General features: G+C 60.6%; 24 protein-coding genes and 1 pseudogene. 6 read left to right on the plus strand and 19 right to left on the minus strand.

All coding sequences use genetic code 11. The features are described 5' to 3' along the window. Positions 1-150 precede the first annotated feature (150 nt). Together AACY52_RS05245 and AACY52_RS05250 are read right to left on the minus strand one after the other, a co-directional pair. Positions 151-1,317, minus strand: coding sequence for a catalase family protein (locus AACY52_RS05245; RefSeq protein ID WP_339414628.1), 1,167 nt, complete (start codon positions 1,315-1,317; stop codon positions 151-153). Next, the gene (locus AACY52_RS05250) at positions 1,314-3,122 is read right to left on the minus strand and encodes a di-heme-cytochrome C peroxidase (RefSeq protein ID WP_339560326.1); all 1,809 of its coding nucleotides are present in this window, start codon (positions 3,120-3,122) and stop codon (positions 1,314-1,316) included. Before AACY52_RS05250 ends, AACY52_RS05245 begins: the two co-directional genes overlap by 4 nt. Before the next feature lie 258 nt (positions 3,123-3,380). On the opposite strand from AACY52_RS05250, the gene AACY52_RS05255 reads away from it, so the two are divergent. The 4 genes from AACY52_RS05255 to AACY52_RS05270 all read left to right on the plus strand — a co-directional run bounded on the left by AACY52_RS05255 (position 3,381) and on the right by AACY52_RS05270 (position 5,733). Further along, the gene (locus AACY52_RS05255) at positions 3,381-4,121 is read left to right on the plus strand and encodes an FKBP-type peptidyl-prolyl cis-trans isomerase (protein ID WP_339414626.1); all 741 of its coding nucleotides are present in this window, start codon (positions 3,381-3,383) and stop codon (positions 4,119-4,121) included. Between the two features lie 352 nt (positions 4,122-4,473). Then, positions 4,474-4,932, plus strand: coding sequence for a DUF1232 domain-containing protein (locus AACY52_RS05260; protein WP_339414625.1), 459 nt, complete (start codon positions 4,474-4,476; stop codon positions 4,930-4,932). A 94-nt stretch (positions 4,933-5,026) separates the two neighbouring features. Beyond that, the gene (locus tag AACY52_RS05265; RefSeq protein ID WP_339414624.1) at positions 5,027-5,365 is read left to right on the plus strand and encodes a helix-turn-helix transcriptional regulator; all 339 of its coding nucleotides are present in this window, start codon (positions 5,027-5,029) and stop codon (positions 5,363-5,365) included. Further along, positions 5,362-5,733, plus strand: a complete 372-nt coding sequence (locus tag AACY52_RS05270; protein ID WP_005786715.1) for a hypothetical protein — start codon at positions 5,362-5,364, stop codon at positions 5,731-5,733. Before AACY52_RS05265 ends, AACY52_RS05270 begins: the two co-directional genes overlap by 4 nt. Here AACY52_RS05270 and AACY52_RS05275 read toward each other — a convergent pair. Both AACY52_RS05275 and AACY52_RS05280 read right to left on the minus strand, forming a co-directional pair. Next, the gene (locus tag AACY52_RS05275; protein WP_065872617.1) at positions 5,730-7,499 is read right to left on the minus strand and encodes a bifunctional diguanylate cyclase/phosphodiesterase; all 1,770 of its coding nucleotides are present in this window, start codon (positions 7,497-7,499) and stop codon (positions 5,730-5,732) included. The genes AACY52_RS05270 and AACY52_RS05275 overlap by 4 nt on opposite strands. Before the next feature lie 118 nt (positions 7,500-7,617). Continuing rightward, positions 7,618-9,699 carry a carboxy terminal-processing peptidase gene (locus AACY52_RS05280; RefSeq protein WP_339414623.1) on the minus strand — a complete coding sequence of 694 codons (2,082 nt, stop codon included), beginning with the start codon at positions 9,697-9,699 and terminating at the stop codon, positions 7,618-7,620. 138 nt (positions 9,700-9,837) lie between these two features. Here AACY52_RS05280 and AACY52_RS05285 point away from each other — a divergent pair. Next, a pseudogene (locus AACY52_RS05285) lies at positions 9,838-10,799 on the plus strand (zinc-binding dehydrogenase). 130 nt (positions 10,800-10,929) lie between these two features. Here the strand turns inward: AACY52_RS05285 and AACY52_RS05290 are convergent. The 6 genes from AACY52_RS05290 to AACY52_RS05315 form a co-directional block, all read right to left on the minus strand. Next, complete coding sequence (locus AACY52_RS05290; protein WP_339414621.1) at positions 10,930-11,583, minus strand: HAD family hydrolase; 654 nt, start codon at positions 11,581-11,583, stop codon at positions 10,930-10,932. 29 nt (positions 11,584-11,612) lie between these two features. Continuing rightward, positions 11,613-12,602 carry an ABC transporter ATP-binding protein gene (locus AACY52_RS05295; RefSeq protein ID WP_339436692.1) on the minus strand — a complete coding sequence of 330 codons (990 nt, stop codon included), beginning with the start codon at positions 12,600-12,602 and terminating at the stop codon, positions 11,613-11,615. After that, complete coding sequence (locus AACY52_RS05300; RefSeq protein WP_339414619.1) at positions 12,599-13,399, minus strand: ABC transporter permease; 801 nt, start codon at positions 13,397-13,399, stop codon at positions 12,599-12,601. The genes AACY52_RS05295 and AACY52_RS05300 overlap by 4 nt, the downstream gene beginning before the upstream one ends. Next, complete coding sequence (locus tag AACY52_RS05305) at positions 13,386-14,222, minus strand: ABC transporter permease (protein WP_370468011.1); 837 nt, start codon at positions 14,220-14,222, stop codon at positions 13,386-13,388. The genes AACY52_RS05300 and AACY52_RS05305 overlap by 14 nt, the downstream gene beginning before the upstream one ends. Further along, positions 14,219-15,025, minus strand: a complete 807-nt coding sequence (locus AACY52_RS05310; protein WP_339414617.1) for an alkaline phosphatase family protein — start codon at positions 15,023-15,025, stop codon at positions 14,219-14,221. Before AACY52_RS05310 ends, AACY52_RS05305 begins: the two co-directional genes overlap by 4 nt. Before the next feature lie 179 nt (positions 15,026-15,204). Continuing rightward, positions 15,205-16,281, minus strand: a complete 1,077-nt coding sequence (locus AACY52_RS05315) for an ABC transporter substrate-binding protein (protein ID WP_049709160.1) — start codon at positions 16,279-16,281, stop codon at positions 15,205-15,207. Between the two features lie 347 nt (positions 16,282-16,628). Between AACY52_RS05315 and AACY52_RS05320 the strand changes: the two genes are divergently transcribed. Then, entirely contained in the window at positions 16,629-17,342 is a 714-nt protein-coding gene (locus tag AACY52_RS05320) for a UTRA domain-containing protein (protein WP_339414616.1), read from the plus strand. A 65-nt stretch (positions 17,343-17,407) separates the two neighbouring features. Here the strand turns inward: AACY52_RS05320 and AACY52_RS05325 are convergent, their stop codons facing one another. The 9 genes from AACY52_RS05325 to soxR all read right to left on the minus strand — a co-directional run bounded on the left by AACY52_RS05325 (position 17,408) and on the right by soxR (position 24,254). Further along, entirely contained in the window at positions 17,408-18,367 is a 960-nt protein-coding gene (locus tag AACY52_RS05325; protein WP_339427805.1) for a metal ABC transporter solute-binding protein, Zn/Mn family, read from the minus strand. Then, positions 18,367-19,266, minus strand: coding sequence for a metal ABC transporter permease (locus AACY52_RS05330; protein WP_339414614.1), 900 nt, complete (start codon positions 19,264-19,266; stop codon positions 18,367-18,369). The genes AACY52_RS05325 and AACY52_RS05330 overlap by 1 nt, the downstream gene beginning before the upstream one ends. Beyond that, entirely contained in the window at positions 19,263-20,009 is a 747-nt protein-coding gene (locus AACY52_RS05335; RefSeq protein WP_339560327.1) for a metal ABC transporter ATP-binding protein, read from the minus strand. Before AACY52_RS05335 ends, AACY52_RS05330 begins: the two co-directional genes overlap by 4 nt. Continuing rightward, a complete protein-coding gene (locus AACY52_RS05340) occupies positions 20,006-20,938 on the minus strand; it encodes a metal ABC transporter substrate-binding protein (protein ID WP_339414612.1) in 933 nt (310 codons plus the stop codon). Before AACY52_RS05340 ends, AACY52_RS05335 begins: the two co-directional genes overlap by 4 nt. Positions 20,939-20,957: 19 nt before the next feature. Next, complete coding sequence (locus AACY52_RS05345) at positions 20,958-21,518, minus strand: DUF6162 family protein (protein WP_339560328.1); 561 nt, start codon at positions 21,516-21,518, stop codon at positions 20,958-20,960. Then, positions 21,515-21,844: a hypothetical protein gene (locus tag AACY52_RS05350; protein WP_370467889.1), complete on the minus strand. Its 330-nt coding sequence runs from the start codon at positions 21,842-21,844 to the stop codon at positions 21,515-21,517. Before AACY52_RS05350 ends, AACY52_RS05345 begins: the two co-directional genes overlap by 4 nt. After that, positions 21,841-22,377, minus strand: a complete 537-nt coding sequence (locus tag AACY52_RS05355) for a thiamine pyrophosphate-binding protein (RefSeq protein WP_339414609.1) — start codon at positions 22,375-22,377, stop codon at positions 21,841-21,843. The genes AACY52_RS05350 and AACY52_RS05355 overlap by 4 nt, the downstream gene beginning before the upstream one ends. Further along, positions 22,374-23,576: a PepSY domain-containing protein gene (locus tag AACY52_RS05360; protein WP_339414608.1), complete on the minus strand. Its 1,203-nt coding sequence runs from the start codon at positions 23,574-23,576 to the stop codon at positions 22,374-22,376. Before AACY52_RS05360 ends, AACY52_RS05355 begins: the two co-directional genes overlap by 4 nt. A gap of 228 nt (positions 23,577-23,804) precedes the next feature. After that, positions 23,805-24,254 carry a redox-sensitive transcriptional activator SoxR gene (gene soxR / locus AACY52_RS05365; protein ID WP_339414607.1) on the minus strand — a complete coding sequence of 150 codons (450 nt, stop codon included), beginning with the start codon at positions 24,252-24,254 and terminating at the stop codon, positions 23,805-23,807. Positions 24,255-24,342 lie beyond the last annotated feature (88 nt).

Below are 24,342 nucleotides of genomic sequence, written 5' to 3' on the forward strand. Positions count from 1 at the left end.
TCAGGGTGAGTACGATCATGCCGAGGGTTGAGCCTTCCACGGTGATTTCCTGCGGGTGATGGGGTAGGTGCTCACGGTAGAGGCGGGGTGAAAATGGCTCAATAGACCCGACGCAATCCTTACACCGTCGGGTCCATTGTTACGCATTCTTTATGGCGCGTTGCGGCTGTGGCGGTAATCGCTGACCGCTTCATACACGGCTTTGCGCAAACGGTTGATACCGCCGATGGGGCGGTGCTCCGCTACGCCGAACCAGGGGTTGAAGGACTGGTTGTCGCACGCCAGGTTCTGCTCGGGCGTGTCGAAATCCTGCGCCGGGATATGCACCTTCGCCACGGTTTCATACGGCGCATCGCTTTCTTTCCATTCGATGCTGGTGTCTTCGATCGGCATGAATTTCTGCGGGTTCTGGCGCTGGATCTGCAGCACGAAACACGCGGGCACGCGGTCGGTGGACAACTGCTGGCTCAAGGCGCTGCGTAGGAAATTTGGCAGGTCCTGGTTTTGTTTCGGCAGTTGATACTCCGGGCAGTTTTGCGGGTCGGGCGCGACGCGGAATTTGGCGTTGGCCGTGCCGAACTTGTAGGGCGAAACTGAAAAGTACGTAGTCTGCGTCGGGCTGGCCGGTGCGGGTGCGAGGGTCGCCAGGGCGATGAACAAGTGACGCACTTGCCAGCTGCGCGGGTCGGCCTTGGGGAAGAACGCCAGCACCTTCTTGCCGTCCGCCTGCGCGCCGATGTTCTGCGCGTACTCCGCCACATCGCTGACAAAGAAGTTCGGGTGGCTGAACATTACGAAGTCTTGTTCCGTGCGCGTCTGCTGGTCGGCCAGCAGCTGCTTGCCCGGCACATCCAGTAACTTGAGCGCCATGCCGCGGGCATCACGGATGCTGTCGAACTGCGGGTAAGCGTTGCCGTTGGACAACCGCATCATCGCCTGCCAGGTCTTGCCCGGTTCGGCGAACACGCCCTGGCGCAGTGCCGGGTCGAGATCGGCGAGCACGCTGACTTCGGCTTTCACGCAACCGTGGGCCTTGGCGTGGGCATCACGCAGGTAGCGCGTGCCTTCGCGGTGTTGGTCGACGATGCGCACCGCCGTCTGGATGATGCCTTGGGTCATCGCCGCTTCGCCCGCTGGGATTTGCTCATTTGGTGACACCGGGCCGCTGTGTTGCCAGGCGTACCAGGCGGTCGCCGCCAGCCAACCGAGTAGGCCGAGGCCCACCAGCCACAGCAAGGTTTTGCCGAGAAATGCGCCGATGCGCAGCCAGAGGCGGCCGAGCAGGGAAGGTCGGTCGTAAGGGGATCGAATCATCATGGCAGTTGTTGCTCCAGCGGGCCGCCCAGCACTTTAAGGTATTCCAGCAGCGCCCAGCGTTCCTGCGGTAGCAGGCCACGGCCGATCACGCCATTGCCACGACTGCCGGCACGGAATTCGTGGCCGCTGTTGTGGTTGCCGGTGATTTTGGTATCGAACAGGAAGGCATTCTTGAACGCGCCGGTTTCAAAACCGAGATGGCGCGGGTCGTAGTCGAAAGTGCCTTTATAGAACGTGGTGCTGCGCTCGTCCTGGGGCGAGAGCAACTGGTAGAGCGTCGGCACCGAACCGTTATGCAGGAACGGCGGCGTCGCCCAGACGCCAGCCAGTGGCCGCGCCTTGTAGGCGCGCAACTCGCGTACGCCGATGGGCAGGCCGTAACCGTCCAGGCGCGGGCGCTCGGCCGGGGTCACGCCGGCGGCGCGGTAGGCATGCTCTTCGACGAAGGCGGTGACATAAGCCAGACCCTTGGCCACGGACATTTTTTTCAGGTCCAGTGGCTCGGTCGGCGCGGGGTGCAGTTCGACGTTCAGCGTGGCCAGTTCCGCGGGGTCCCATTGCAGGGCGCTGAGGTCGTAGCGTTGGTCGGCAATGTTGCTGGCGGCGCCGGGGTCGGTACCGATGTAGTCCACGGGCAGCATTTTAAGCTGCTGCACCGGGCGCCCGTTTTCCTGGGTGACGTTGGGCACGTGGCAGCCGGCGCAGTGCTCGGCGAACAGTGTGCGGCCTTGGGCGGCGAGGGGTTTGTCGACGGCGCCGAACAGGTCCTCGGGCCAGGTCGGTGGCTTGAGGCGTTGCAGGGTTTCTTCGATCAGGTTGAGGTCGCGCACGCGGACGCTGGACGGGTAGCGCGCATCGCCCTGGAGCGGCTGGCCGGCGGCGTCGAAAAAGGTCAGGGTCGCGCCTACGCCCAGGGCTTCACCGATATTGCGCGCCATGGGTTGCTGGGCCGAGCCGTTCCATTGCACCCAGTCGAATGTCCAGATATCCCAGAGTTGTGGGTAGTCCACCGGTGCATTGGCGACGCGATAATTGTCCGGGGAAATCGCGTCGCCAAAGCTGGCGTTGGCGATACGGCCAAAGGCGTCCGTGCGGCCGGGGCCTTCTTCGGTGGGGTAGAGACCACGGTGAGTGTCGTTCCAGGCCACTTTGAGAAACTTGTTCAGGGACTGCTTGAAGTCCTCGCGCAGTTGTTTGTGCTCAGCGTCATAGCGATCTCCCAGCACTTGGCGGGCGAAGCGCTCGAACTTCCATGGGTTGTAGTAGGTAGCCGCAAGGCTGGCGACCAGGGCTTGGCCGAAACTGCCGCCGCGCAAGGTTGGCACACTGGATGGCAGCACGTGCTGGGCGGAACCGCCGTCGACGCGTAGCGCCTGGTTTTTGAAGTGCAGCTCGCCGGTGTGGCAGGCGGCACAGGTGATATCCAGGTACTCGACGTTGCTGCCGGCGTTCTTGTGTCGGGCGAAGCCTACCGGCAGATTGCCGGGGTTTTGCGCGGTCGGCAGCTGTTTGGGATCGACCAGGAAACCGAAGCGCGCGAGGTAATCCGGCGTGGCAAAACGGCGCTCGGAAAACGGCAGTTCCAGGGCGGTGAACCAGTCGTAGTGCAGGCCTTTTACTTGAGTGCCTTGGGGCGTGAAGTAATAAGTCTGGCGGTCGGCGGCACTCCATTGGTCCTGATAGTGCACCTGCTCCACGGGCACGTATTCCGGCAGCTTGGGGTTGACGGTGTAATAGAGCACCACGGCCAGTAATAGGACCAGAATCGTGAATGTCAGCAGTAATACACGGGAAAAAATGCGCAAGATAGCTATCCTTGTCTCGGTCTTGTCGAGGAGTCGTGTTGTTATGCCACTACGCCACAAGTGCGGCAAGTGGCCATGAGCCTGGTAGTCGGCGGTCCCACGATCCTTCGTGGGGCCCCATCATGAATGAAAATGCTTTTAAAGACGTGAACTTATCAGAAGTTTCCTGCTCACATGCCGGTAGCCATTGGTCGTGGCCGCCTGATAAGCTCGCGACTTTATTCGAATGCCCTTTTGGCGCATGAACAAGGAAATAGCATGAAACAGCATCGGTTGGCGGCGGCGGTGGCCCTGGTTAGCCTGGTACTTGCGGGTTGTGATTCGCAGACCAGCGTAGAGCTGAAAACCCCGGCGCAGAAAGCTTCCTACGGCATTGGCCTGAACATGGGCAAGAGCCTTGCTCAGGAAGGCATGGATGACCTGGATTCCAAAGCAGTAGCCCAAGGCATTGAAGATGCCGTCGGCAAAAAAGAGCAGAAGCTCAAAGACGACGAGCTGGTTGAAGCGTTTGCCGCACTGCAAAAACGTGCTGAAGAACGCATGACCAAAATGAGTGAAGAATCGGCAACCGCCGGCAAGAAATTCCTCGAAGACAACGCCAAGAAAGACGGCGTCGTCACCACCGCTTCCGGTCTGCAGTACAAGATCATCAAGAAAGCCGATGGCGCACAGCCTAAGCCGACTGACGTGGTGACTGTGCACTACACCGGCAAGCTCACCAACGGCACTACCTTTGACAGCTCCGTGGATCGCGGTAGCCCGATTGACCTACCAGTCAGCGGCGTGATTCCAGGTTGGGTCGAAGGCCTGCAACTGATGCACGTTGGCGAGAAGGTCGAGCTGTACATCCCGTCCGACCTGGCCTACGGCGCCCAGAGCCCGAGCCCAGCGATTCCAGCCAACTCCGTGCTGGTATTCGACCTGGAACTGCTGGGCATCAAGGACCCAGCCAAGGCTGAAGCCCCTGCAACCCCAGCAGCACCAGCCGCGAAGAAGTAATAGGCGCCTGAACACACAACGCCCCGTCTCGACGGGGCGTTGTTGTTTCCGGGGGCTGCAGTTTCGGGTATCTACACGATCTTGTAGTGAGCGGGCCCATGTCCACAGGCTGTGCAAATCCAAACGAACGTCCACACCTGGCAACAGTCTGATATAAAACCCGAGCATGGCTAGCCGCACAGCAACACCAAGTCAATGAAATCTTGGGTTTTTTTAATGTGCGCAAAAAACGCCCGATCTGACTGAAAGCCTTTTAAGTCGTGGCTTTCAGCCGATAAAACAGGCTCTGTTCACAAGGTTATCCACAATTTGTGTGGATAACCTTTTATGTTGACTGGAACTGGAGTGACAGATGAAACCACCCTTCAATTTCACCCGTTTCCTGCCCATCGCCGCACGCCTGCTGGGTCGTGGGCGTTTACCGACGCTGCTGTTCGCTGTCGCCGCCAAAGGCTCCAGCCAGGGCAATCGCCTGGGCAAGCTCAAGGATGACTTCAAGTTGCTCCAGGCCCTGTGCCTGGCCTACTGGCGTGGCGAGTACCGCGCAATCAGTCCCAAGGCGCTGATTTCAGTGGTCGCAGGGCTGATGTATTTCCTGAGCCCGATTGACGCGATCCCGGACTTTATACCCATGTTCGGCATGCTCGACGACATCGCCGTGCTGGCATGGGTCATGAAGACCCTGGACGGCGAACTGAGCGCTTTTCGCGCCTGGCGTGACGCCCAGCGTCCGGAAAAGCTCGCCGTGGTTGAGCGTCTGCCAGCGACGCCAGCCCTGTTGGCCAAGGAAAACCCGCAAAAAAACGGATGACACGGCATATCCCCCTGCGACCTTTGTGGCTGTTAGGATTACACTCCTAAGGAAAGAGCTTACTCAGTAAGTGTTGTTATCCTACGGGGCAGTCATGGATATTCAGATAATTTCACGGAATGGCGAACCCGAATACGCGGTGTTGCCATGGGATCAGTATCAGGCGCTGCTAAAAGCTGCCGGTCAGCAACAACCTTCGCCACCTCCTTCTTCTACTGCCCAAGCCGCTCCCGAGCAGGGTCTGCGCCCGCTCGCAGACTTGCGCGACCTGCGCGAAGCCAAGGGCCTGGCGGTCGAGACCCTGGCCCGCACCGTGGGTATCAGCCCCTCGTATCTCGGATTGATTGAAAGTGGTGAGCGCCAGCCGGATGCCGCGATCCGTCGCAGCCTGGCCTGGGAATTGGGCGTTGCAGGTTGGAGGGATGAATCTTGAGCCTACGTATCAGTCGTCAACACTGGGATGGGTTACTCAATGAACTGGACCAGGCGCGCCGCCAGCGCCATCTGTTGACTTACCGCGCGTTGCTGGAGCGCTTGCAGTTCCCCACGCCGGCCATGCAAACCCTGGCCGCCGCCCTGGAACACCTGGCCGCGCTGGACGCCAAGGCCGAGCAGCCGTTGCGCAGCTCGCTGGTGATCAGCCAGGGCGCCAGCCGCCTGCCGCGTACCGGTTTCTTTGAATGTGTGGAGCGCCTGGGGCGATTCAGCGGGCCATCCGACGGTGTGGCCGCGGCCTCCTGGCACGCCTCGGAAGTGGTGCGGGTATTCGAATACGAGTACCCGGAGTCTGCCGAGGCCTAGAGCGCCGGGGACAAGGTGTCCATGCTGTCGATCACATGGATGCTGTAGCCGGCGACATTCTTGGCGTGATGTTTGGCTTGCGACGCCAGCTCCGCCAACTGACTGGCATCGAGTTGTCCACAGGCCTGTGGATACAAATGCACGACACCGATGGACAGCGACAGCAGCGCAAATTCCTGACGCACGCCCTGGCGGTTCAGTGCCACGAAACAGCCGGCATCAAGGTGTTCAGCGCGGTAGAAGCGCCGGCATTGGGTGTGGAAGTCATCCAGCAGTTGATTGAGCCGTTTGCGCCAGTCCTGTGGGCCCAGTACCAACAAAAAGTCATCGCCACCGATGTGCCCGACAAAGTCGCGGCTAGGGTCTACGCGGTCGTTCAAGCACTGCGCCAGGCACAACAACACCTCATCCCCGCGCCCGTAGCCGTAGATATCGTTGAACGGCTTGAAACTGTCGATATCCACGTAGCAGATCACCGATTCGCGCTGTTGTTGCAGCAAGCGCGTGAGGCATTGCTGGATCGGCACGTTGCCCGGTAATAGGGTGAGTGGGTTGGCGTAGCGCGCTTGCTGGATTTTCAGCTCGGTGATCAGCTTGAGTACGTCGATCACTCGGCCCAGGCCCAAGTAGTCGCCATTGAGCGTAATAATGAAGTCTTCTTCGATGCGTTGCCGTGCGCGGCTGGTGAGCAAGCGACTGACCTGTTGCAGAGACTGACTCAGCTCCACCGCCAGAAAGTCGGTACTCATCAAGCGGCTGATGGGCTTGCGCGCAAACAGGTCGGTGGCGAACGGCTTGAGCAGCGCATCTGACAGCGAATGCCGGTGGACGATGCCGATCGGGTGCCCGCGCCCATCCAGTACGGCCAGGGAATTGAGGTTGGCCTGGCGGCGAAACGCTTCGAGCACTTGGGCGGTGGCGGTGTCCTGGTCTACCGCCGGTTGTTCACTGAGCAAGGCGCTGAGGTCACTGGCTTCATCGTTCAGTGCCACGTTGGCACTGTCGGGCTTGGGTAACATCAGCCGTGCTTCCTGCGGCGGTTGTTCCTGCGGGCGGCAGAGCAGGTAGCCTTGGACCAGGTCGACGCCCATCTCCGTCAGCACCGCCAGCTCCTCGGGCAGCTCGATGCCTTCGGCGATCACTTGGGCGCGCGAAGCCCTGGCGATTTGCAGGATGGAACCGACAAACTCGCGCTTGAGCGCATCCTGATGAATGCCGTCGATGAAGTGCCGGTCGATCTTCACGTAATCCGGGCGCAACTCCGACCACAGCCGCAGGCTGGAATACCCAGCGCCCAAGTCATCCAGGGCAATCGAGAAACCCATGTTGCGGTAGTGGTGCAAGGCAGTTTGCAGCAGGTCGATATCGTTGGTGGGGGTTTGCTCAGTGAGTTCGATCACCACCTGGCTCGGTGGGATGCCGAAGTCATGCAGCAGTTGCAAGGTGCGTCCCGGTTGGTGCGCGGTTTCCATCAGCGATTGTGGCGATACGTTGAGGAACAGCTTGCCCGGTAACTTCTGCTCGCTGAAGCGCCGGCAGGCACTTTCGCGGCACGCGATCTCCAGTTCGCTGAGGCGCCCGGCCTGGCTGGCAATCGAGAACAGGGCGACGGGGGAGTGCAGCGGGCTGTTGGACGGGCCGCGACTGAGGGCTTCGTAGCCGAGGATGCGCCGTTCGGACAGGCTGATGATCGGTTGGAACAGGCTGTGCACACTGCCTTGAGCCAGGATAGAGCCCAGTGCATTCAGCTGTTCTGTCATGGTCATGGCGATCTCGATCGAAAAAAAAGGACCGCAGGCTGAAAACCTGCGGTCCTTCATTTCACGACAGAATGATGTCTATATGATGACACTCCGAGGAGCGATCACATTAAATCGCCATCGTTTACTGTTTGGCCACCTGCTTGGTGATCTTCAGGTAGTCCAGCAGGATCCTGCCAGTCTCGGCCAGGTAGGCGTCATCTTCCGGCTTGGTTTTGTCAGCCTCGGCTGGCAGCGCATCTTCGTCTTCTTTCTTAAGCTCCTTGAGTGGATCTTCACCCTTGGCCTTGCGGCGGATGTTTTCCAGTACAAGCTGCTTGTTCTCGATGTCGGAGTGCTGCGCGCGACGGTCCACTTCGTTCAGGCTGACGGTTTTTTCTTCCATCAGCTTCTTGGCCAGGCCCAGCTTGTCGCGGATGAACACGAACTCGGCATCCTTGGCGGAGCGGGTGTCGTGGTCAGCCTTTAACTGCGCCAGGAACGGCTTGAACGGATCCAACGCCGGCTTGATCGCAGGGCGGATGGTGTCCCACTGCATGGCTTCCGGCAAGGCGCTTTCGCCGATTTCCTTGGTGTCGATGATCGACGGGAAATCGATGTCCGGCAGTACGCCCTGATGCTGGGTGCTCTGCCCGGAAACCCGGTAGAACTTGGCCAGCGTGAGCTTCAGTTCGCCATGGTTCAGCGGCTGGATGGTCTGCACGGTGCCTTTGCCGAAGGTCTGGCCGCCGATGATCAAGGCGCGGTGGTAGTCCTGCATGGCACCGGCGAAAATCTCCGAGGCCGACGCCGAGAGGCGATTGACCAGCAATGCCATCGGGCCTTTGTAGAACGCGCCTGGGTTCTCGTCTTCAAGCACGTCGACACGGCCGTCAGCGTTGCGTACCAACACAGTCGGGCCCTTGTCGATAAACAGGCTGGTCAGCTCGGTGGCTTCTTGCAGGGAGCCGCCGCCGTTGTTGCGCAGGTCGATGACCACGCCGTCGACTTTTTCCTTCTGCAGCTCGGTCAGGATTTTCTTAACGTCGCGGGTGGTGGACTTGTAGTCCGGATCGCCAGCACGGAAGGCCTTGAAGTCCAGGTAGAAGGCCGGGATTTCAATCACGCCCAGCTTGTAGTCCTTGCCATCCTGCTTGAGGTTGAGGACTTTCTTCTGCACGGCCTGGTCTTCGAGCTTCACCGCTTCACGGGTGATCGACACGATCTTGCTGGTCTGGTCGTTTGGTGCATTGGTGTGCGGAATCACTTCCAGGCGCACCACGCTGCCTTTCGGCCCACGGATCAGCTTGACCACTTCGTCGAGGCGCCAGCCGACCACATCGACCATCTCTTTGTCGCCCTGGGCCACACCGATGATCTTGTCAGCCGGGGCGACCTGCTTGGTCTTGTCTGCCGGACCTGCCGGCACCAGACGCACGATCTTGACCTGGTCATTGTCGCTTTGCAGGACGGCACCGATGCCCTCCAGCGACAGACTCATGTTGATATCGAAATTTTCCGCGTTATCTGGCGACAGATAATTGGTGTGCGGGTCGTAGGACATCGCGAACGTGTTGATGTAGGCCTGGAAGATATCTTCGGCACGGGTCTGGTCCAGACGCGCCAATTGATTCTTGTAGCGCTTGGTCAACAGCTCTTGAATCGCCTTTGGTTCTTTGCCTGCGATCTTCAAACGCAGCACTTCGTCCTTGACGCGTTTGCGCCACAGGTCGTCAAGCGCGGCGGTGCTGGTCAGCCAAGGGGCGTCCTTGCGGTCCACCAGAAGGGTTTCCTTCTGGGTGAAGTCGAGCTTGTCGACGCCTTTGTTCAACTCACCCAGGGCGAAGTCCAGACGCGCTTTGACGCGGTCCAGGTAACGCTTGTAGATGGTGAAACTGGGCTGCAGGTCGCCGCTCTTGAGGAAGTCGTCGAACTGCGTCTTCCACTTGTCGAACTCGGCGATATCGCTGGCCAGGAAGTAGCTGCGCGACGGATCCAGCAGCTTGAGGTAGCTCTCATAGATGATCACCGAACGAGCGTCGTCCAGAGGCGGCTTGCTGTAGTGATGACGCTTGAGCAACTCGACGACGTTAAGGCTGGCAATCACCTCATCGCGATCCGGCTGAAGTTTGTCCCAGCTGTTGGCTGCGAACGTATTGGTCGACATCGACGCGAAGCCGAGACCAATGAAAAGAGCGAGGGCGGTGCTGGGGAACAAATGCTTCATGCTGATTCGACGCGGGGGCAATTGATAACGCATATTAGGCCGTCTTTGAGGGAGCCGGTTCCATATGGTCCGGTCGCATAATGCAAAAAGCCCGGCGATACAGCTACGGGCTCAGTCCAGACTCACTATGGAGGCACTGTGAAAGCATTGCAAGGCGTTGACGGTCATGTGGAGTGGTTGGAAGAAGCCAGTCCTACCTGCGATGTAGGCCAAGTTCGCATTCGCGTGGCGGCAGCGGGCCTCAATCGCGCGGATTTATTGCAGCGCGCAGGGCTTTATCCGCCCCCGCCGGGCGCCAGCCACGTGCTGGGCCTGGAGTGTTCCGGGGTGATCAGCGAAGTGGGGCGGGTTCATCCTGGCAAGTCGGCGACCGCGTTTGCGCGCTGCTGGCCGGGGGTGGCATGGCCGAAGAGGTGGTGGTGGACGCGCGGCATGTGCTGCCTGTCCCGGAGGGCTTGTCGCTGATCGAAGCGGCGGCGTTGCCTGAGGTGCACAGCACGGCGTGGCTCAATCTGTTCCAGCTGGCCAGCCTCAAGCCGGGCGAGAAAGTGTTGTTGCATGCCGGCGCCAGTGGCGTGGGCTCGGCGGCGATCCAGCTGTGCAAGGCGTTTGGCAGCCCGTGCTGGGTCAGCGTCGGCTCGGCGGAACGCTTGGCCTACTGTGAGGCATTGGGCGCCGAAGGCGGCGTGGTGCGTACTGACGGGATCGAAGGCCTGCGGGATTTCGGGCCGTTCGATGTGATCCTCGACCCGGTCGGTGGCAGCTATGCAGCCCTGGACCTCAAGCTGCTGGCGCTGGATGGGCGCTGGGTGTTGATCGGATTGATGGGCGGGCGCGACGCGCAGTTGGACTTGGCGCAGGTGCTCGGCAAGCGTATTCAACTGTTGGGCTCGACCCTGCGAAGCCGCAGTGATCAGTTCAAGGCGGACCTGTTCAGTGATCTGAGCCAGCATGTTTGGCCGTTGTTTGTTGAAGGGCGGTTGAGCCCGCAACTGGCCAAGACCTTTCCGATCGGGGATGCCGAGGCGGCGTTCGCCGAGTTGGCGACCAATCAGATTTCCGGGAAGTTGGTGGTTGTGATTGATGAAACGTTGAACTGATCTCAATTTGGAGTGCAGTCCAAACGTGGGAGCGGGCTTGCTCGCGAAGGCGGGATATCTGTGAAGAATGTTTCATCTGACACACCGCCTTCGCGAGCAAGCCCGCTCCCACATTTTGATCTCTGTTGAATCAGGTCCAGTGGTGGATCGGCCAGCCAGCTTGTTCCGCGTGGGAACGCAACACCGGATCCGGGTTCACCACCTGCGGATGATCCACCTTCAGCAGCAATGGCAAATCATTGCGCGAGTCCGAATAGAAGTACGCGCCTTCCAGCGATTCGCCTTCCTGCTCAAGCCACTCCATCAGTCGGGTGATCTTGCCCTCGCGATACGTCAGCACACCCACCGTCCGTCCGCTGTACACACCATGGCTGACGTCAAGGTTGATCCCCAGCACTTCATCAATGCCGATCCGCGCCGCAATCGGCGTAACCAGATGCGTGCCCGATGCGGAAATCACTAGAATCCGGTCGCCATTCGCACGGTGGCGGGCGATGGTCTTGGTGGCGTCGCTGTAGATCAACGGTTCGATCACGTCCTCGACCCACGGCTCCACCAGATGCTCGATTTCCTCCGGCGTGCGGCCGATCATCGGTTCCAGGCTGAAGCCCATGAAGTCTTCCATCAACAACTTGCCCTGGCTGTAGGCGTCCATCAGTTCATTGTTCTTGCGCATGAACGACTCAGGGTCGACCCAGCCCAGGCGGCCCATCTGCTCGCTCCACAGGGTGGCGCAGTCGCCATGGATCAACGTGTCGTCCAGATCAAAAATTACCAATGCCATCGGTCATGCTCTCTCAATAAAACGTTGCATCAGGCTACTTCACACAGGGCGCTTGGGTCGATGGTAAGTGCCAGGCGTTGCCCGTCGGGGTGCAGATCGTCGGCCGAGCGGTTGAGCACGTCCACCACCAATTCCACGCCGCGCGCTTCGATGCGGTAGCGAATCACGTTGCCCAGCAGGCTATGGCTGCGCACCAGGGCATCCAGCTCGCCGGTGCGGCTGAGCTCGATGGCCTCCGGGCGAATCGCGATGCGGCTGTTGAAAGGGCGTTGCAGCAATTGCGTGGCCTTGTCGGCGTCCAGCAGGTTGTAGTTGCCGATGAAACCTGCGGCGAACACGTCGACGGGGGCTGTGTAGAGGGTTTCGGCATCCCCGCTTTGCACGATCTTGCCCTGGTTCATCAGGAAGATGCGGTCGGACATGGTCAGGGCTTCTTCCTGGTCATGGGTCACGAAGATCGTGGTCAACCCCAGCTCGCGCTGGATCTGGCGGATTTGTTCGCGCAGGTGCTTGCGAATGCGTGCATCCAACGCCGACAGCGGCTCATCCAGCAGCAGCAGGCGCGGGCGGGTAACCAGGGAACGTGCGAGCGCCACGCGCTGGCACTGGCCACCGGACATCTGGTGCGGGTAGCGGCCGGCGAGGTCCTTGAGCTCCACCAGTTGCAGCACTTCCTGCACGCGCTTATGGCTGTCGTCGGCGTTGACCTTTTGCATGCGCAGGCCGAAGGCGACGTTTTGTTCCACGGTCATGTTGGGGAACAACGCATAGCTCTGGAACACCATGCCGATGTTTCGTTTCTGCGGGCTCAGCGGGACGATGTCCTGCCCATCCAGCAGAATTTTTCCTCTGTCCACCGAGGTCAGGCCGGCGATGCAGCGTAGCAGCGTGGACTTGCCGCAACCGGACGGGCCGAGCAGGGTGACGAACTCACCCTTGGCGATCTCGCAGTTGATATCACTGAACACCGGGGTGCCGGCGTAGCCTTTTTGCAGGTGTTGGACGCTGACGAAGCTCATTGGCTTTTGTCCTTGTTCAAGATGTTGGCGGCCCAGGTCAGCACCAGCACAAAGAAGAAATAGGAAATCACGACGGCACTGGTGAAGTGGCCGCTGGTGTTGCGCATATTGTTCAGGTACACCTGCAGGGTTTCGTAGCGGGTGCCCACCAGGATGTTGGCAAACACGAACTCACCGAACAGGAACGAAAACGACAGCAACAGCGCGACCATCAGGCCTTTGCGCAAATTCGGCAGCACCACAAAGATCGCGGCCTGCCAGGTGCTGGCGCCGAGTAATTGTGAAGCGTCCATCAGGTCGCGCAGGTTGATGGCTTGCAAGTTGTTGGTGATCGCCCGGTACATGAACGGCAAGGCTACGGTGAAGTAGCAGCCGATCAGGATCCACGGGGTACCGACCATTGCCAGCGGCCCGGAGCCATAAAGTTGCAGCAAGCCCACCGACGACACCACCGGTGGCACCGCAAAGGGCAGCAGGATGAGGATGTTCATCAGCGCATCAAGCTTGGGGAAGTGGTAATGCACCACGAACAGCAGCGGCAGAATCAACACCACCGACAGGATCAGCGCCCCCACGCACACCAGCAGCGATTGCCCAAAGGCTATCAAGAAGCGCGGGTCGCTCCACAGCTGCACGTACCATTTCAGGGTAAAACCGGCGGGCAGAATGGTCGCCGACCAACTGCTGGCAATGGAGTAGACAAAAGTGCCCACCAGCGGCAACACCAGGATCGCAAATAACAACCACACCACTACCCGATGGTAGAGGGAGGCCGGGCCGGCTTCAGCGCGAGACATGGTAGCTCCTCTTGAGCAGCAGTTGATGGACCACGGTGACCACGGTCATCAGCGCCACCAGCACCGCGGCCAGGGCGCTGGCCATGTTCGGGTCGAGGGACACATCGCCGGACACCAGGCCCGCGATGCGGATCGGCAGCACGTTGAAGTTGCCGGTAGTCAATGCGTAGACAGTGGCGTAGGCGCCCAAGGCATTCGCCAGCAGAATCACGAACGTACCGAGCAGGGCTGGGGTGAGCACCGGCAGGCCGATATGCCGCCAGAACTGCCAGCCATTCGCGCCGAGCAAGGCGGCCGACTCACGCCAGTCTTCGCGCAGCGCGTCGAAGGCCGGATACAGCAGCAACACGCCGAGCGGAATCTGGAAGTAGGTATAGAGGATGATTAACCCGGTTTTGGAATACAGGTTGAAGTCCTGAATGATCCCCGCCTGCTTGAGCATGATGGTGATGCTGCCGTTGAAGCCCAGCAGGATGATGAACGCGAACGCCAGTGGCACGCCGGCGAAGTTGCTGGTCATGTTGGCGAAGGCGGTGACGAAATTGCGCAGCGGCGAATCCACCCGGCGCAACGAGTAGCTGCCCAGCGTGGCGATGATGATCCCGAAAATGCTGGAGTAGAAGCTGATCTCCAGGCTGAACTGAATGGCTTGCAGGTAGAACTTCGAGCTGAAGATGCGTACGAAGTTTTCCAGGCCCCAGCCGGCTTCTTCGGTCTGCAGGCTGTTGATCAGTACCCAAACGAGCGGGGCAATCTCGAACACGATAAAGAACAGTGCGAAAGGCACCAGGCACAGCAGTGCCAGCCATTTGCCACGGGTCATTTCAACAGCTCCCGGCATACAGGTTTGTCGTGGGGCACGCCGAGCAGTTCGCAGACGGTGCCGCAGAGGTCGGTTTGTTTCGGCGTGGCAGTGGTGTCCAGGCTGAACGCATCGCCGAGCACAAACAGTGGTACTTCGCGTTCTTCGGGCAACAGGCCGTTATGAGAGCGGTCGTTGTTCATGCCGTGGTCGGCGGTCACCAGGACCTGGTAGCCGGCGTCGAGCCAGGCTTGCAGGTAATCAGCCAGGATGATGTCGGCCGAGCGTGCGCTGTTGCGGTATTGCGCGGTGTCGAGGCCGTGCTTGTGGCCGGCGTCGTCGATGTTCATCGGGTGAACCACCAAAAAATTCGGCGTGTGTTTGAGGCGCAGGCTTTCGGCGTCGGCGAACAAGTGGGAATCCGGGTAGTGGTCATTCCAGTAGAAATGCCCGTGCTGGATCGCCAGCGCCTTGTCGTCGGTATGACGGTCGCGGGTGGCAATAAAGGGCGTGCGGTTATACAACTCGCTGACCCAGTGGTAGGCCGCCGCCGCAGTGGTAAGGCCTGCGTCGGTGGCGTAATGGAAAATGCTGCGCTGGGTGGACAGGCGCGAGACATTGTTGTGCACGATGCCGCTCTGGATCGGAGGCACGCCGCTGAGGATGCATTCATACAACGGGCGGGACAGGGCGGGCAGTTCACATTCCAGTTTGTAGAGGGCTGCGCGTCCTGCGCCGACATAGGCCTGCAAGTGCCCCATGGCGTGCCGGGCAACCTCGAAGTTCAGGCCGTCGAGCACCACAAGGATGACATTGTGCTTCATGGGGGCTGGCGCTCCGCAACAGTAGGCTTGACTCAATTTCTCTGGCGCAACCGGGTCAAAATGTCGGAGCTGGCTTGCCTGCGATGGCGGTGCATCAATCGACACAGATGTTGAATGTCAGACCGCTATCGCAGGCAAGCCAGCTCCCACACTGACTGCATTTCAGGCCGGGAGCCTGATTACTTCATCTCTACGATGACCTGCTCGTTCCACAGCTGAGGCAGCTTCTTGGAAGTCGCTTCCCAAGCATCCGCGTCCTTGATCGGCTGTGGGTTGGCCTTGGTGTACTGCTCGCCCGGGATCAGGTTCTTGGCGATATCGGCTGGCAGCTTCAGGTCGGTTTCCGCGCGGATCGGACGTGCGTTGCCTTTCGCCAGGTTGAGCTGGCCGGCATCGCTGAAGATGTATTCGCGAGTCAGCTTGGCGGCGTTCGGGTGCTTGGCGTATTTGTTGATGATGGTGGTGTAGCCGGATTTAACCGAACCGTCCGATGGGATCAGCACCACGTAGTCATCCGGGTTGGCCATCTTGGCCTTGTAGCTGAGGCCGTTGAAGTCCCAGACGATACCCACTTCGACTTCGCCTTTTTCCATGGTGGCGATGGTCGGGTTGGAGAGGCCGAGACGGCCTTGCTGGGCTATTTTGGTGAAAAATTGCAGGCCTGGGGCGATGTTCTTCTCGTCGCCTTTGTTGGCGATGGCGGCGGCGAGTACCGCGTTGGAGGCCTGGGCCGCGGTGCTTACGTCACCGACGGACACTTTGTATTTGCCGGTCTGCAGGTCAGCCCAACTGGTAGGCACCTCGGAACCGTGCAGCAGCTTTTTGTTGACGATAAACGCGATGGTGCCGGTGTAGGCCAGGGCCCAGTGACCGTCTTTGTCTTTCGCCCAATCTGGAATCTGGGCCCAGGTGGACGGTTTATACGGCTGGGTGACTTCCTGCTTCACCGCAATCGGGCCGAAGGCCGCGCCCACGTCGCCGATATCGGCACTGGCGTTGTCTTTTTCGGCCTTGAACTTGGCGATTTCCTGGGCCGAGCTCATGTCGGTGTCGATGTGCTTGAGGCCGTAGGTCTTGGCCAGGTCTTCCCAGGTGCCTTTCCAGTTGGCCCAGTCATCGGGCATGCCGACGCTGTTGACGGCGCCTTCCGCTTTCGCGGCGGCTTCCAGAGTTTTTAGATCGGTATCAGCGGCCATTGCGGCGGTGCACATGGCAATGGTCGAGCCTAACAGTGATGCCAGGAAAAGCTGTTTCATCCGAAGCTCCTTGGGGCGTTTTCAACGCGGCGGTTTTTTCTACGGTGTTGTTGGTCTAGGTCAGAGCAATACCTGAGCCAATCTAGACGCGATGGATGACAGTTTCATGTCGATGTCGTTTTCAAAGCGCAGATGTCGCAGCGCGCAGGCTTAGCGTAGACCACGTCCAAGTGCCCGCTACGGTTGGACTTGGCCGATGTATTGCAGGGTGTGCTGCGCGGGATCGACGCGGACTGTCATCTGTCGGTCATCTGTAATGCCTAGGCTGGCAGGCAGCAGCGCAAGCCCAATTACGAAGCGGTTTGTGCACCTGATCGGTGCTGGTCTAGTCCAGATAGGTAACGTTGATGCGTGATGAGGCAATCAAGGCGGTGACATCTATCGGCCTGGCGCTGCAAGAGCAGATCGACCATGGCCTGCTGCCGCCTGCAAGCAAACTGCCCGCCGAACGCAAGCTCAGCGAGTTGTTTGGTACCACCCGGATTACCGTGCGGGAAGCCTTGTTACAACTGGAGGCCCAAGGGCAGATCTATCGTGAGGAACGTCGCGGCTGGTTTGTCTCGCCGCCACGGCTGGCCTACAACCTGATGCAGCGCAGCCACTTTCACGCCATGGTCGGTGACCAGGGGCGAGTGGCATCCACTGAAGTGATCTCTGCACGGATGCAACCGGCGTCGGCGGCGGTGTGTGCGTGGTTGCAGTTGCCGGCGTTGTCCCGCGTGATCCAGATCTGCCGGGGCCGGCGGATTGATGGGCGTTTGGTGTTGTATGTGGAGCACTACCTGAACCCGAAGTATTTTCCGGGCATTCTGGACTGCGACCTGAACCTGTCGATGACCGAACTGTATGCGCGCAAGTACGACTTGCACTATGGTCGGGTGCGTTTCGAGATCGTGCCGACGTCACTGCCGGTAGAGGCTGCCGCTGCGTTGCGCGTGTCGGTCGGCAGCCCGGGCTTGCGGATAGCCCGGGTCAATTATGACCAGCACCATAGGCTGATCGACTGCGACCTGGAGTTCTGGCGGCATGATGCCATCCACGTCGGCGTGGATGTTGTGTAGCCGCGCACCGTGCTGAATGACACACCACAGTTGAACCGTGCCAGGCATGACCGATCGGTGGGTCGTCAGGGGGTGAGTGCCGTGATCACCTGATCCACATTGGTCTCCAACTCCGTCACCGGCTCTGCACCGTCGACATTCAGTACCAACAATCCCGCTCCCCCCGCCGCAACAGCGGCCCTCACCGCTTCACTCGGCTGACGATGATGCAGCACCACCGCGACATCGTTGTCCTTCAACTCGGCGCTGAGTTTCTGCAACGCCTCAGGCGTCCAGTCGGCGTCTGGCCGGGCATCGGTGCTGAGCACTTCCAGGTTCAAACTGCTGACCAGATACGCAAAGTGGTCGCTAAGGCTGACCACGCTGAGGTTATCCGCCTTGGCCAGCCGCGCTTCGCTGTCGGCGCTGAGTTTGAGCAGGCGCTGCTTGAGGGCGGCAAGGTTGGCGTCGATCGTCGGCTTGGCGTCGGGGGCCAGGCGGCTCAGGTCCGCGGCCAATACATCGGCCATGCGTCCCATATTGTTACTCGACTGCCATGGCTGGCTGTTCAAACCATCGGTGACGCCAGGCTGCACGGCGATGCCCGGCAAGCCGCCGTCCACCGGGCGGGCGGCGTCGACTTCGACGATGCGGATATTGCTGCGGCGCGCCACTGGGTACAGCGGGTCATCGGCCCACAGCGAGCGCAGGCCAATAGTGGCGTCGGCGTCCAGCGCCAACGCGCTCAATGCCGGCGCGCCACGACCGGTGAAGTAGGACACCTGCCGCGAACCCGGCAGGTTGGCCGGGGCGGCGCGCTCCAACTGTACATTGGTGCCTTTGAGCAGCACCTCGGCCAGGCCGTAGGTGATCGGCAGCGAGGCAAGGACCTTCACCGGTTGTACAGACTTGGCCTTGCTCAGTGCGGCGTGACCCAGTCCGGGATGGATTTTGAGGGTCTTGGGTTCTGCACCGTCGACAGCCAGTGCCGAAGTGCTAATCAAATAAGCGATGGCCAGGGCCAATGGACGAAAGACAGGACGCATTATCCAAAATTCCCCTTGAGGCTGGGCACCGTGCCGCGCGCGATGGCGGCCAGGGCGAAGGCGATACCGGCAACCAGAATGATCGCGGCGCCGGATGGGATCGGCAGGTCGAAGATGATCGGCAGCAGGATCCCGCACAGTGTGCTGACGGTGGCGATCACCACCGAGACCCAGAAGAACCCCTTGAGCGACTGGCTCAGCAGGCGCGCCGCTGCGGCCGGAATCACCAACAGCGCGCCTACCAGGATCGCGCCGATGACCTTCACCGCCGCGACGGTGATCAGTGTCACCAGAATCACGAACAAGTAATCCAGAGTCTTCACCGCCACCCCGCGCACTGCCGCCAGTTGCGGGTTAAAGCTGGCCAGCATGATGCGGTTGTACAGCGGCAAGGCCAGGGCCATCACCAACGAGCCGACAATCGCCAGCACCAGCAAGTCATTGCCATTGACCGTCAGCACCGAGCCGAACAGCACGTTCTCTAGAATATGCACGTTGATCTTGCCGGCCAGGATCAGCAACAGGCTCGCACCCAATGCCAGTGACACCGACAGGAACACACCGATCAAGGTGTCCGGCGCCAGGCCGGTTCGGTTGCGCAGGTAGTTGAGCAGAATGCCGAACAGCAGGCAGTAGCCGAACAGGCTGCCATAGGGCCCGGTGTAGGGTTCGCCCAGCAGAATGCCCACGGCCACGCCGGTCAGCGCGGCATGGCCGACCGCTTCGGAGAAAAACGCGAAGCGCTTGACCACCACCAGCGTGCCCAAACCACCCAGCACTGGGCCGATCAGCAGACCGGCGAGCAGTGCGTTGACCACAAACCCGTAGGCCAGCGCCTCCGGCAGATAACCGGAAGAGGCCCAGCCCTGGACCATCAAGCGAAAGGCTTCATAACTCATTGCACCGGGCTCCGAGGGTGGGTGGAGAACAGGGTCAGCAGGCGATCCGGGGTCAGCGCCTCGTTGGGCGTGGCGTCGAACAGCACGCGGCGGTTCAGGCCTGTGACGCGGTCGGCCAGGCGGCCCACGGCTTCCAGGTCATGCTCGATCCACAGCACGGTGATCCCTGCCAGACGCCAGTCACTCAGTAGGCGTTCGAACACTTGGATTCCGGCTTCGTCGAGCGCCGACATCGGTTCATCCAGTACCAGCAGTTGCGGCGCCGGTATCAATCCCTGGGCCAACAACACGCGCTGGCGTTCACCGCCGGACAGGGCACCCATGCGCCGCTTGCGTTTGTCCTGCATGCCAACGCGCTCGAGCGCATCACCCATCGCGCCGGCGTAATGTTTTGACAGGCCAAGAAATGCAGGGCGCCGTTGACACATGGCCGCCATGAAATCATCAACGGTCATCGGCAAACCACGGTCGAACTCCAGGGCCTGAGGCACATAACCGATGGTGCCGGGCGTGGTCGGCCAATGCAGACTCAGCCGTCCCTGATGCGGCGTTTGCCCAAGCAGGGTCTTGATCAGCGAGCTTTTGCCACCGCCGTTGGGGCCGACCAGCGCATGGATGCTGCCCGGCTGTACCTGAAAACTCACGTCATCAAGGATCACGGTGCGACCCAGGGTCAGTGACACCTTGTCGAACGCCAGCGTCGGACCGACGCTGACCGCATTCAGTTGCTGCGCCGCGGTCATGACCCGGACTCCTGGATTGCGCGGACCACGGTGTTGAGGTTGCCGGTCATTTCCACTTCGTACTTTTCAGCGCTGTATTCGCCGTAGGAAATATGCGACAGCGGGTACAGCTTGACCCCGGACTCACGCTGGATGGTGTCGACGTAGGTGGACGGGAAGTCCATCTCCGAGAAGATTACCTTCACGTCCAGGGCGCGTAGTTCATCAATGGTTTTCTTCAACTGGCTGGGGCTTGGCTCAATGCCGTGGGCCGGTTCGACCACGGCGGTGACTTCCAGGCCGAATTCGCGCAGCAGGTAGTCGTAGGCCGCGTGCACGGTGGCCACGCGCAGGTCCGGGTTGGGCGCGCTGGTCAACTTGGCCAGGGCATCGGCGCGCATCTGGCGCAGGCGCTTGCCGTAGGCGCGGGCGTTCTGGGTGTAGGTCTTGGCGTTGTCCGGGTCGAGCTTGCCCAGCTCGCGGGCGATGTTGTTGACCTGGGCAATCGATGCGCTGATCGACAGGAAGGTGTGCGGGTTGACCACCTTGCCCGCACCGCGCGCAGCGTTCCCGGTGGCGGCCAGCAGCGGCACATTGGCGTTGGCTTCGATCACGGGAATATCCGGGCGCTCGCTGGTGGCGATCATGCGGTCGGCGAAATCATCATGGCCGACGCCGTTGAGCACGATCACGTCCAGGGTGCCGATGCGCTTGATGTCCTCGGCGCGCGGCTCGTAGGCATGCGGGTTGAAACCGGCCGGAATCAGCGGCACCACCTGGGCCTTGTCGCCGACGATATTGGCCACATAGCTGTAGTAAGGGTGAAGCGTGATGCCGATACGCAGGCGTTTAGCCGGCTCTGGGTTAGAGAGTGCATTGGCCAGGGGGGCGAGCATCAGGCTGAACAGGCCAACCAGCAACAGGCGCAACAGGGGAGATGAAATAGACATGGGCAATCGGTCTTCTCGTTCAGTGACGGTGCTGGCGTGTGACGCCGGCATCGAATTGCGCGACCACCTGCTGCCAGCCGGCCGCGATCAGCGCCTGGTCAGTGAGGTCGGAAGGGGCGGCGAGGTTGGCTTGCCGGTTGAGCCAGATATCCGGTTCGGCACCGTGCACGCGCATGAGCAGCGAGCCGCTGGTGCCGGGCACTTGGCTCAACCCCAGGTAGGCCGAGGGTTCCAGCAACTGCCAGCGATGATCGCCACGGCTGACCGAGCTGGCGTCCTGGGCAAACGGCGCGAAGCCTTCTTCGGCCAGATGCGCCGGTGTGGGAAGCGCGCTTTGCTCCTGCTGCAACAGCTGGATCTCATCCAGGGTCACTCGCAGGTCGGCGTAGATGCCTTGCTCGGCGGCGCTCAGGTCGCGACGGGCGTCCAACTGGTGGCTGGGCACGGCCGCGACTTCCTGGGTTTCACCGTGCAGGGCCACCACCGTGCCGGCCACCGCAAGGATGATCAGGCACAACATCAGCACGTAGAGGGTTTCGTGACCGGCACCGGCGGGGCGTACAACCTGTGTGGTACTCATTGCGGCTGGATATCCGCTTGGTCGATTTCCACCACGTGGCCCGGGCCTGCATCAAACAGCACATAGAACTCGGCGGACGGCTTCTTGAAAGTCAGGGTCGAGTCTTCGCCAAGCTTGCCGGGCACCAGGATGGTTTCGTCATAGCCGATCACGTCCAGGGTCACGCCGGGCGCGCCGCTACCGTCAGAGAAACCGCCTTTGCACTGGACCTGCTCGCCGGGAATTTCCTTGCACTCGCACATCGGGTTGTGGGCCAGGGTGACGGTACTGAAACCGGCGCACGCCAATAGGACGGCACAGGCGCGGGTCAGGCGCATCAAAGTCATGGTTTAACTCCTTGCTTGTTCAGCCAGGCAATGGTGGCAGGCGAGGCCTGGTTCAACGGGATGGAGCCCTGGTGCATAGCCCCGTCCCAGCCTTCCATGGTGACCCACAGTTCGGCGTCGGCTGGTGTGCGTTCCGGGATCGGCAGGGCAGCGCCCATGCGGTACGGCGTACCGAAGAAGATCACCCCGGCGGCCCGCAGGCTGCGCGGCTTACCGATACGCAGGTAGGTGGCCTTGACCTGGTCGGCGCAGGTGGCGCACAGGGCAGCGTTGAAAAACTTCATCGGGCCGGCCGGGTCTGGGCGCGGGCCTTCATTACGAAATTCGGCGAGGGTCAGGCTCCAGGGCCCGACCTGCACTTCACCGGCCACGCGCTCGCCGATGCCGGTGTCGCCGCGAAACAGCGCCGCGTCGGCGAAGTACTTGGGCATGAAGCCCAGGGGCACGAGCAACAACAGCACATTGATGTGGAAACGCCATTTCAGCCAGAAGGCTCGCAGCGGCGATGGCTTTGCGGTAGCGACCTTGCTCATGTTTGGGCCTGCGAGGTTTCAGCCTGCCTTGCCGGGATGGAAACAGGCTTGCGCGGGGCCTTGGCTTCACGCTTGAGCGCATTGAGGGTGGCCAGGGCGGTGCGCTTGGTCCAGATCAGCAGGCCGCTCAACACCATCATGCTCATGACAAGGCCGAAGAACGCCCAGATCAGTTTGATCCACAGCCCGCCAAAGTCGCCGGTGTGCAGCGGGCGCATGGATTCGGTGACGAACTCCAGCTTTGAACGGTCGGACAGCAAATGCGCCGCAGCGACTTCGCCGTCATACGGGTTGATTTGCGCGGTCTGGAACATCAGTGGGTACCAGCCCCGCCCGCCAATCTGCAGGTGGCTGTAGGCATTGAGCGGCAGGCTGATGAAACTCGGCTCCAGGCCAGGAATACGCTGGGTGGCGATCTTGATCGCCTCGTCTACCGGGATCATCGGCGCTGGCACGCCTGGCGCCGACATCGGCACTTTCTCCCGGGCGATCACTGGGATGACGGGTTCAGTGGAAATCGAAATCTGGTTGTCGCCCAGGATCGCCCGGATCAAGAACCAGATACCGGTGACAGAAATCACTGCGATAAACCAGATTGACCAGATACCGCTCAAGCGGTGGAAATCCCCCCAGAATATCCGCGCGCCATGGCGCACGCGCAGGGTCGGGCGCAGGAAACCCTTCCAGAACTTCTTGTACACCACCAATCCGGTGACCAGCGACGCCAGCAGCGGGATGCCGAGCGCCGACACCAAATACCAGCCCCAGCTGTAGCCATTGGTAAACGGCACCAGCCACCAGCCGTGCAGGGCGCGTGTGAATTGCTGAAAGTTGAAGGACGGGCTGATGCCCTGGATCGCTCCGGTGTAAGGGTTGACGTAAACCTCCACGGAACGCCCGTCGGGGTAGCTGAGGTCGACGCTGAGGGCGAAATGGGATTCGTCGGGCCGGCTGATCGACTGGACGAACACCTGGGGCTCTTCGCGCTTGATCGCGGCGATCACTTGGTCGTAGCTCAGTGGCTCGGCGTCGTCCGTCGGCTTGCTCGCACGGATATCCGGGTTGGCCAGCCAGACGATCTCCTGGCTGACCACCGCCAGGGTGCCGGTGACGCAGACGATCAGTACAAAAAACCAGATGGGCAATGCCAGCCAGCTATGCACGAGAAACCAGAGTTTGGAGCGTGACTTCTTCGACATGTGAATGAGGGTCTTGATCGGAAGGGGCAGTAAAGGCCCAGAAAAGGCCGGTCGTAGCTTTTGCTGACGCGACAGGCTGTATCTAAGTTAAGACGGATGAGAATGAGAAATCCCTAAGCCAGATATGAAAGAAAATGTTTCAGGTTCAAATTCAGCCGTTCGAACGCCTGCACCTGCAAGCCAACCCCTGACACACCTCTATCCAAATGTGAACGCTGGGTTATCACTTCAGCGTTGTGTGGTGGGCTCCAGCAGCTGCGCCCCCGGCCCGCGCTCACCGAGCTGATCATCCCGATTACGCAACGGGCACGCTTCCATCGACAGGCACCCACAGCCAATACAACCACTGAGTTTGTCCCGCAGTAGCATCAGCTTATTGATGCGCTCATCCAGGTCCTCCCGCCACAGCGCCGACAACCGCTCCCAATCCTGAGCGTTGGGCGTGCGTCCATCCGGCAAGGTTTGCAACGCGTCACCAATGGTTGCCAGCGGAATCCCCAGGCGCTGGGCGATCTTGATCACCACCACGCGCCGCAACACATCCCGTGGATAACGGCGTTGGTTGCCCTCGGTGCGATTGCTCTTGATCAGCCCCTTGGCCTCGTAGAAGTGCAGGGCCGTGACGGCCACACCGCTGCGCGCCGCCAACTGGCCGACGGTGAGTTCTTTAGTCATCATGCAAAAACCCCCAAACACCGCTTGACCTTGACTTAACTAGAGGTTTTACCCTGCGTGGCATCGAATCACAAGATTCTGCCTACAGAGA

Origin of the sequence: Pseudomonas sp. EA_65y_Pfl1_P113, from assembly GCF_963970525.1 — a bacterium.
Lineage (GTDB): Bacteria > Pseudomonadota > Gammaproteobacteria > Pseudomonadales > Pseudomonadaceae > Aquipseudomonas > Aquipseudomonas tritici.

What these genes read in the sequence shown, in the direction of transcription:
- AACY52_RS05245 (WP_339414628.1), bottom strand. Translation starts at nt 1,317, where the DNA reads ATGATGATTCGATCCCCTTACGACCGACCTTCCCTGCTCGGCCGCCTC.
- AACY52_RS05255 (WP_339414626.1), top strand. Translation starts at nt 3,381, where the DNA reads ATGAAACAGCATCGGTTGGCGGCGGCGGTGGCCCTGGTTAGCCTGGTA.
- AACY52_RS05260 (WP_339414625.1), top strand. Translation starts at nt 4,474, where the DNA reads ATGAAACCACCCTTCAATTTCACCCGTTTCCTGCCCATCGCCGCACGC.
- AACY52_RS05265 (WP_339414624.1), top strand. Translation starts at nt 5,027, where the DNA reads ATGGATATTCAGATAATTTCACGGAATGGCGAACCCGAATACGCGGTG.
- AACY52_RS05275 (WP_065872617.1), bottom strand. Translation starts at nt 7,499, where the DNA reads ATGACCATGACAGAACAGCTGAATGCACTGGGCTCTATCCTGGCTCAA.
- AACY52_RS05280 (WP_339414623.1), bottom strand. Translation starts at nt 9,699, where the DNA reads ATGAAGCATTTGTTCCCCAGCACCGCCCTCGCTCTTTTCATTGGTCTC.
- AACY52_RS05290 (WP_339414621.1), bottom strand. Translation starts at nt 11,583, where the DNA reads ATGGCATTGGTAATTTTTGATCTGGACGACACGTTGATCCATGGCGAC.
- AACY52_RS05295 (WP_339436692.1), bottom strand. Translation starts at nt 12,602, where the DNA reads ATGAGCTTCGTCAGCGTCCAACACCTGCAAAAAGGCTACGCCGGCACC.
- AACY52_RS05300 (WP_339414619.1), bottom strand. Translation starts at nt 13,399, where the DNA reads ATGTCTCGCGCTGAAGCCGGCCCGGCCTCCCTCTACCATCGGGTAGTG.
- AACY52_RS05305 (WP_370468011.1), bottom strand. Translation starts at nt 14,222, where the DNA reads ATGACCCGTGGCAAATGGCTGGCACTGCTGTGCCTGGTGCCTTTCGCA.
- AACY52_RS05310 (WP_339414617.1), bottom strand. Translation starts at nt 15,025, where the DNA reads ATGAAGCACAATGTCATCCTTGTGGTGCTCGACGGCCTGAACTTCGAG.
- AACY52_RS05315 (WP_049709160.1), bottom strand. Translation starts at nt 16,281, where the DNA reads ATGAAACAGCTTTTCCTGGCATCACTGTTAGGCTCGACCATTGCCATG.
- AACY52_RS05320 (WP_339414616.1), top strand. Translation starts at nt 16,629, where the DNA reads ATGCGTGATGAGGCAATCAAGGCGGTGACATCTATCGGCCTGGCGCTG.
- AACY52_RS05325 (WP_339427805.1), bottom strand. Translation starts at nt 18,367, where the DNA reads ATGCGTCCTGTCTTTCGTCCATTGGCCCTGGCCATCGCTTATTTGATT.
- AACY52_RS05330 (WP_339414614.1), bottom strand. Translation starts at nt 19,266, where the DNA reads ATGAGTTATGAAGCCTTTCGCTTGATGGTCCAGGGCTGGGCCTCTTCC.
- AACY52_RS05335 (WP_339560327.1), bottom strand. Translation starts at nt 20,009, where the DNA reads ATGACCGCGGCGCAGCAACTGAATGCGGTCAGCGTCGGTCCGACGCTG.
- AACY52_RS05340 (WP_339414612.1), bottom strand. Translation starts at nt 20,938, where the DNA reads ATGTCTATTTCATCTCCCCTGTTGCGCCTGTTGCTGGTTGGCCTGTTC.
- AACY52_RS05345 (WP_339560328.1), bottom strand. Translation starts at nt 21,518, where the DNA reads ATGAGTACCACACAGGTTGTACGCCCCGCCGGTGCCGGTCACGAAACC.
- AACY52_RS05350 (WP_370467889.1), bottom strand. Translation starts at nt 21,844, where the DNA reads ATGACTTTGATGCGCCTGACCCGCGCCTGTGCCGTCCTATTGGCGTGC.
- AACY52_RS05355 (WP_339414609.1), bottom strand. Translation starts at nt 22,377, where the DNA reads ATGAGCAAGGTCGCTACCGCAAAGCCATCGCCGCTGCGAGCCTTCTGG.
- AACY52_RS05360 (WP_339414608.1), bottom strand. Translation starts at nt 23,576, where the DNA reads ATGTCGAAGAAGTCACGCTCCAAACTCTGGTTTCTCGTGCATAGCTGG.
- soxR (WP_339414607.1), bottom strand. Translation starts at nt 24,254, where the DNA reads ATGATGACTAAAGAACTCACCGTCGGCCAGTTGGCGGCGCGCAGCGGT.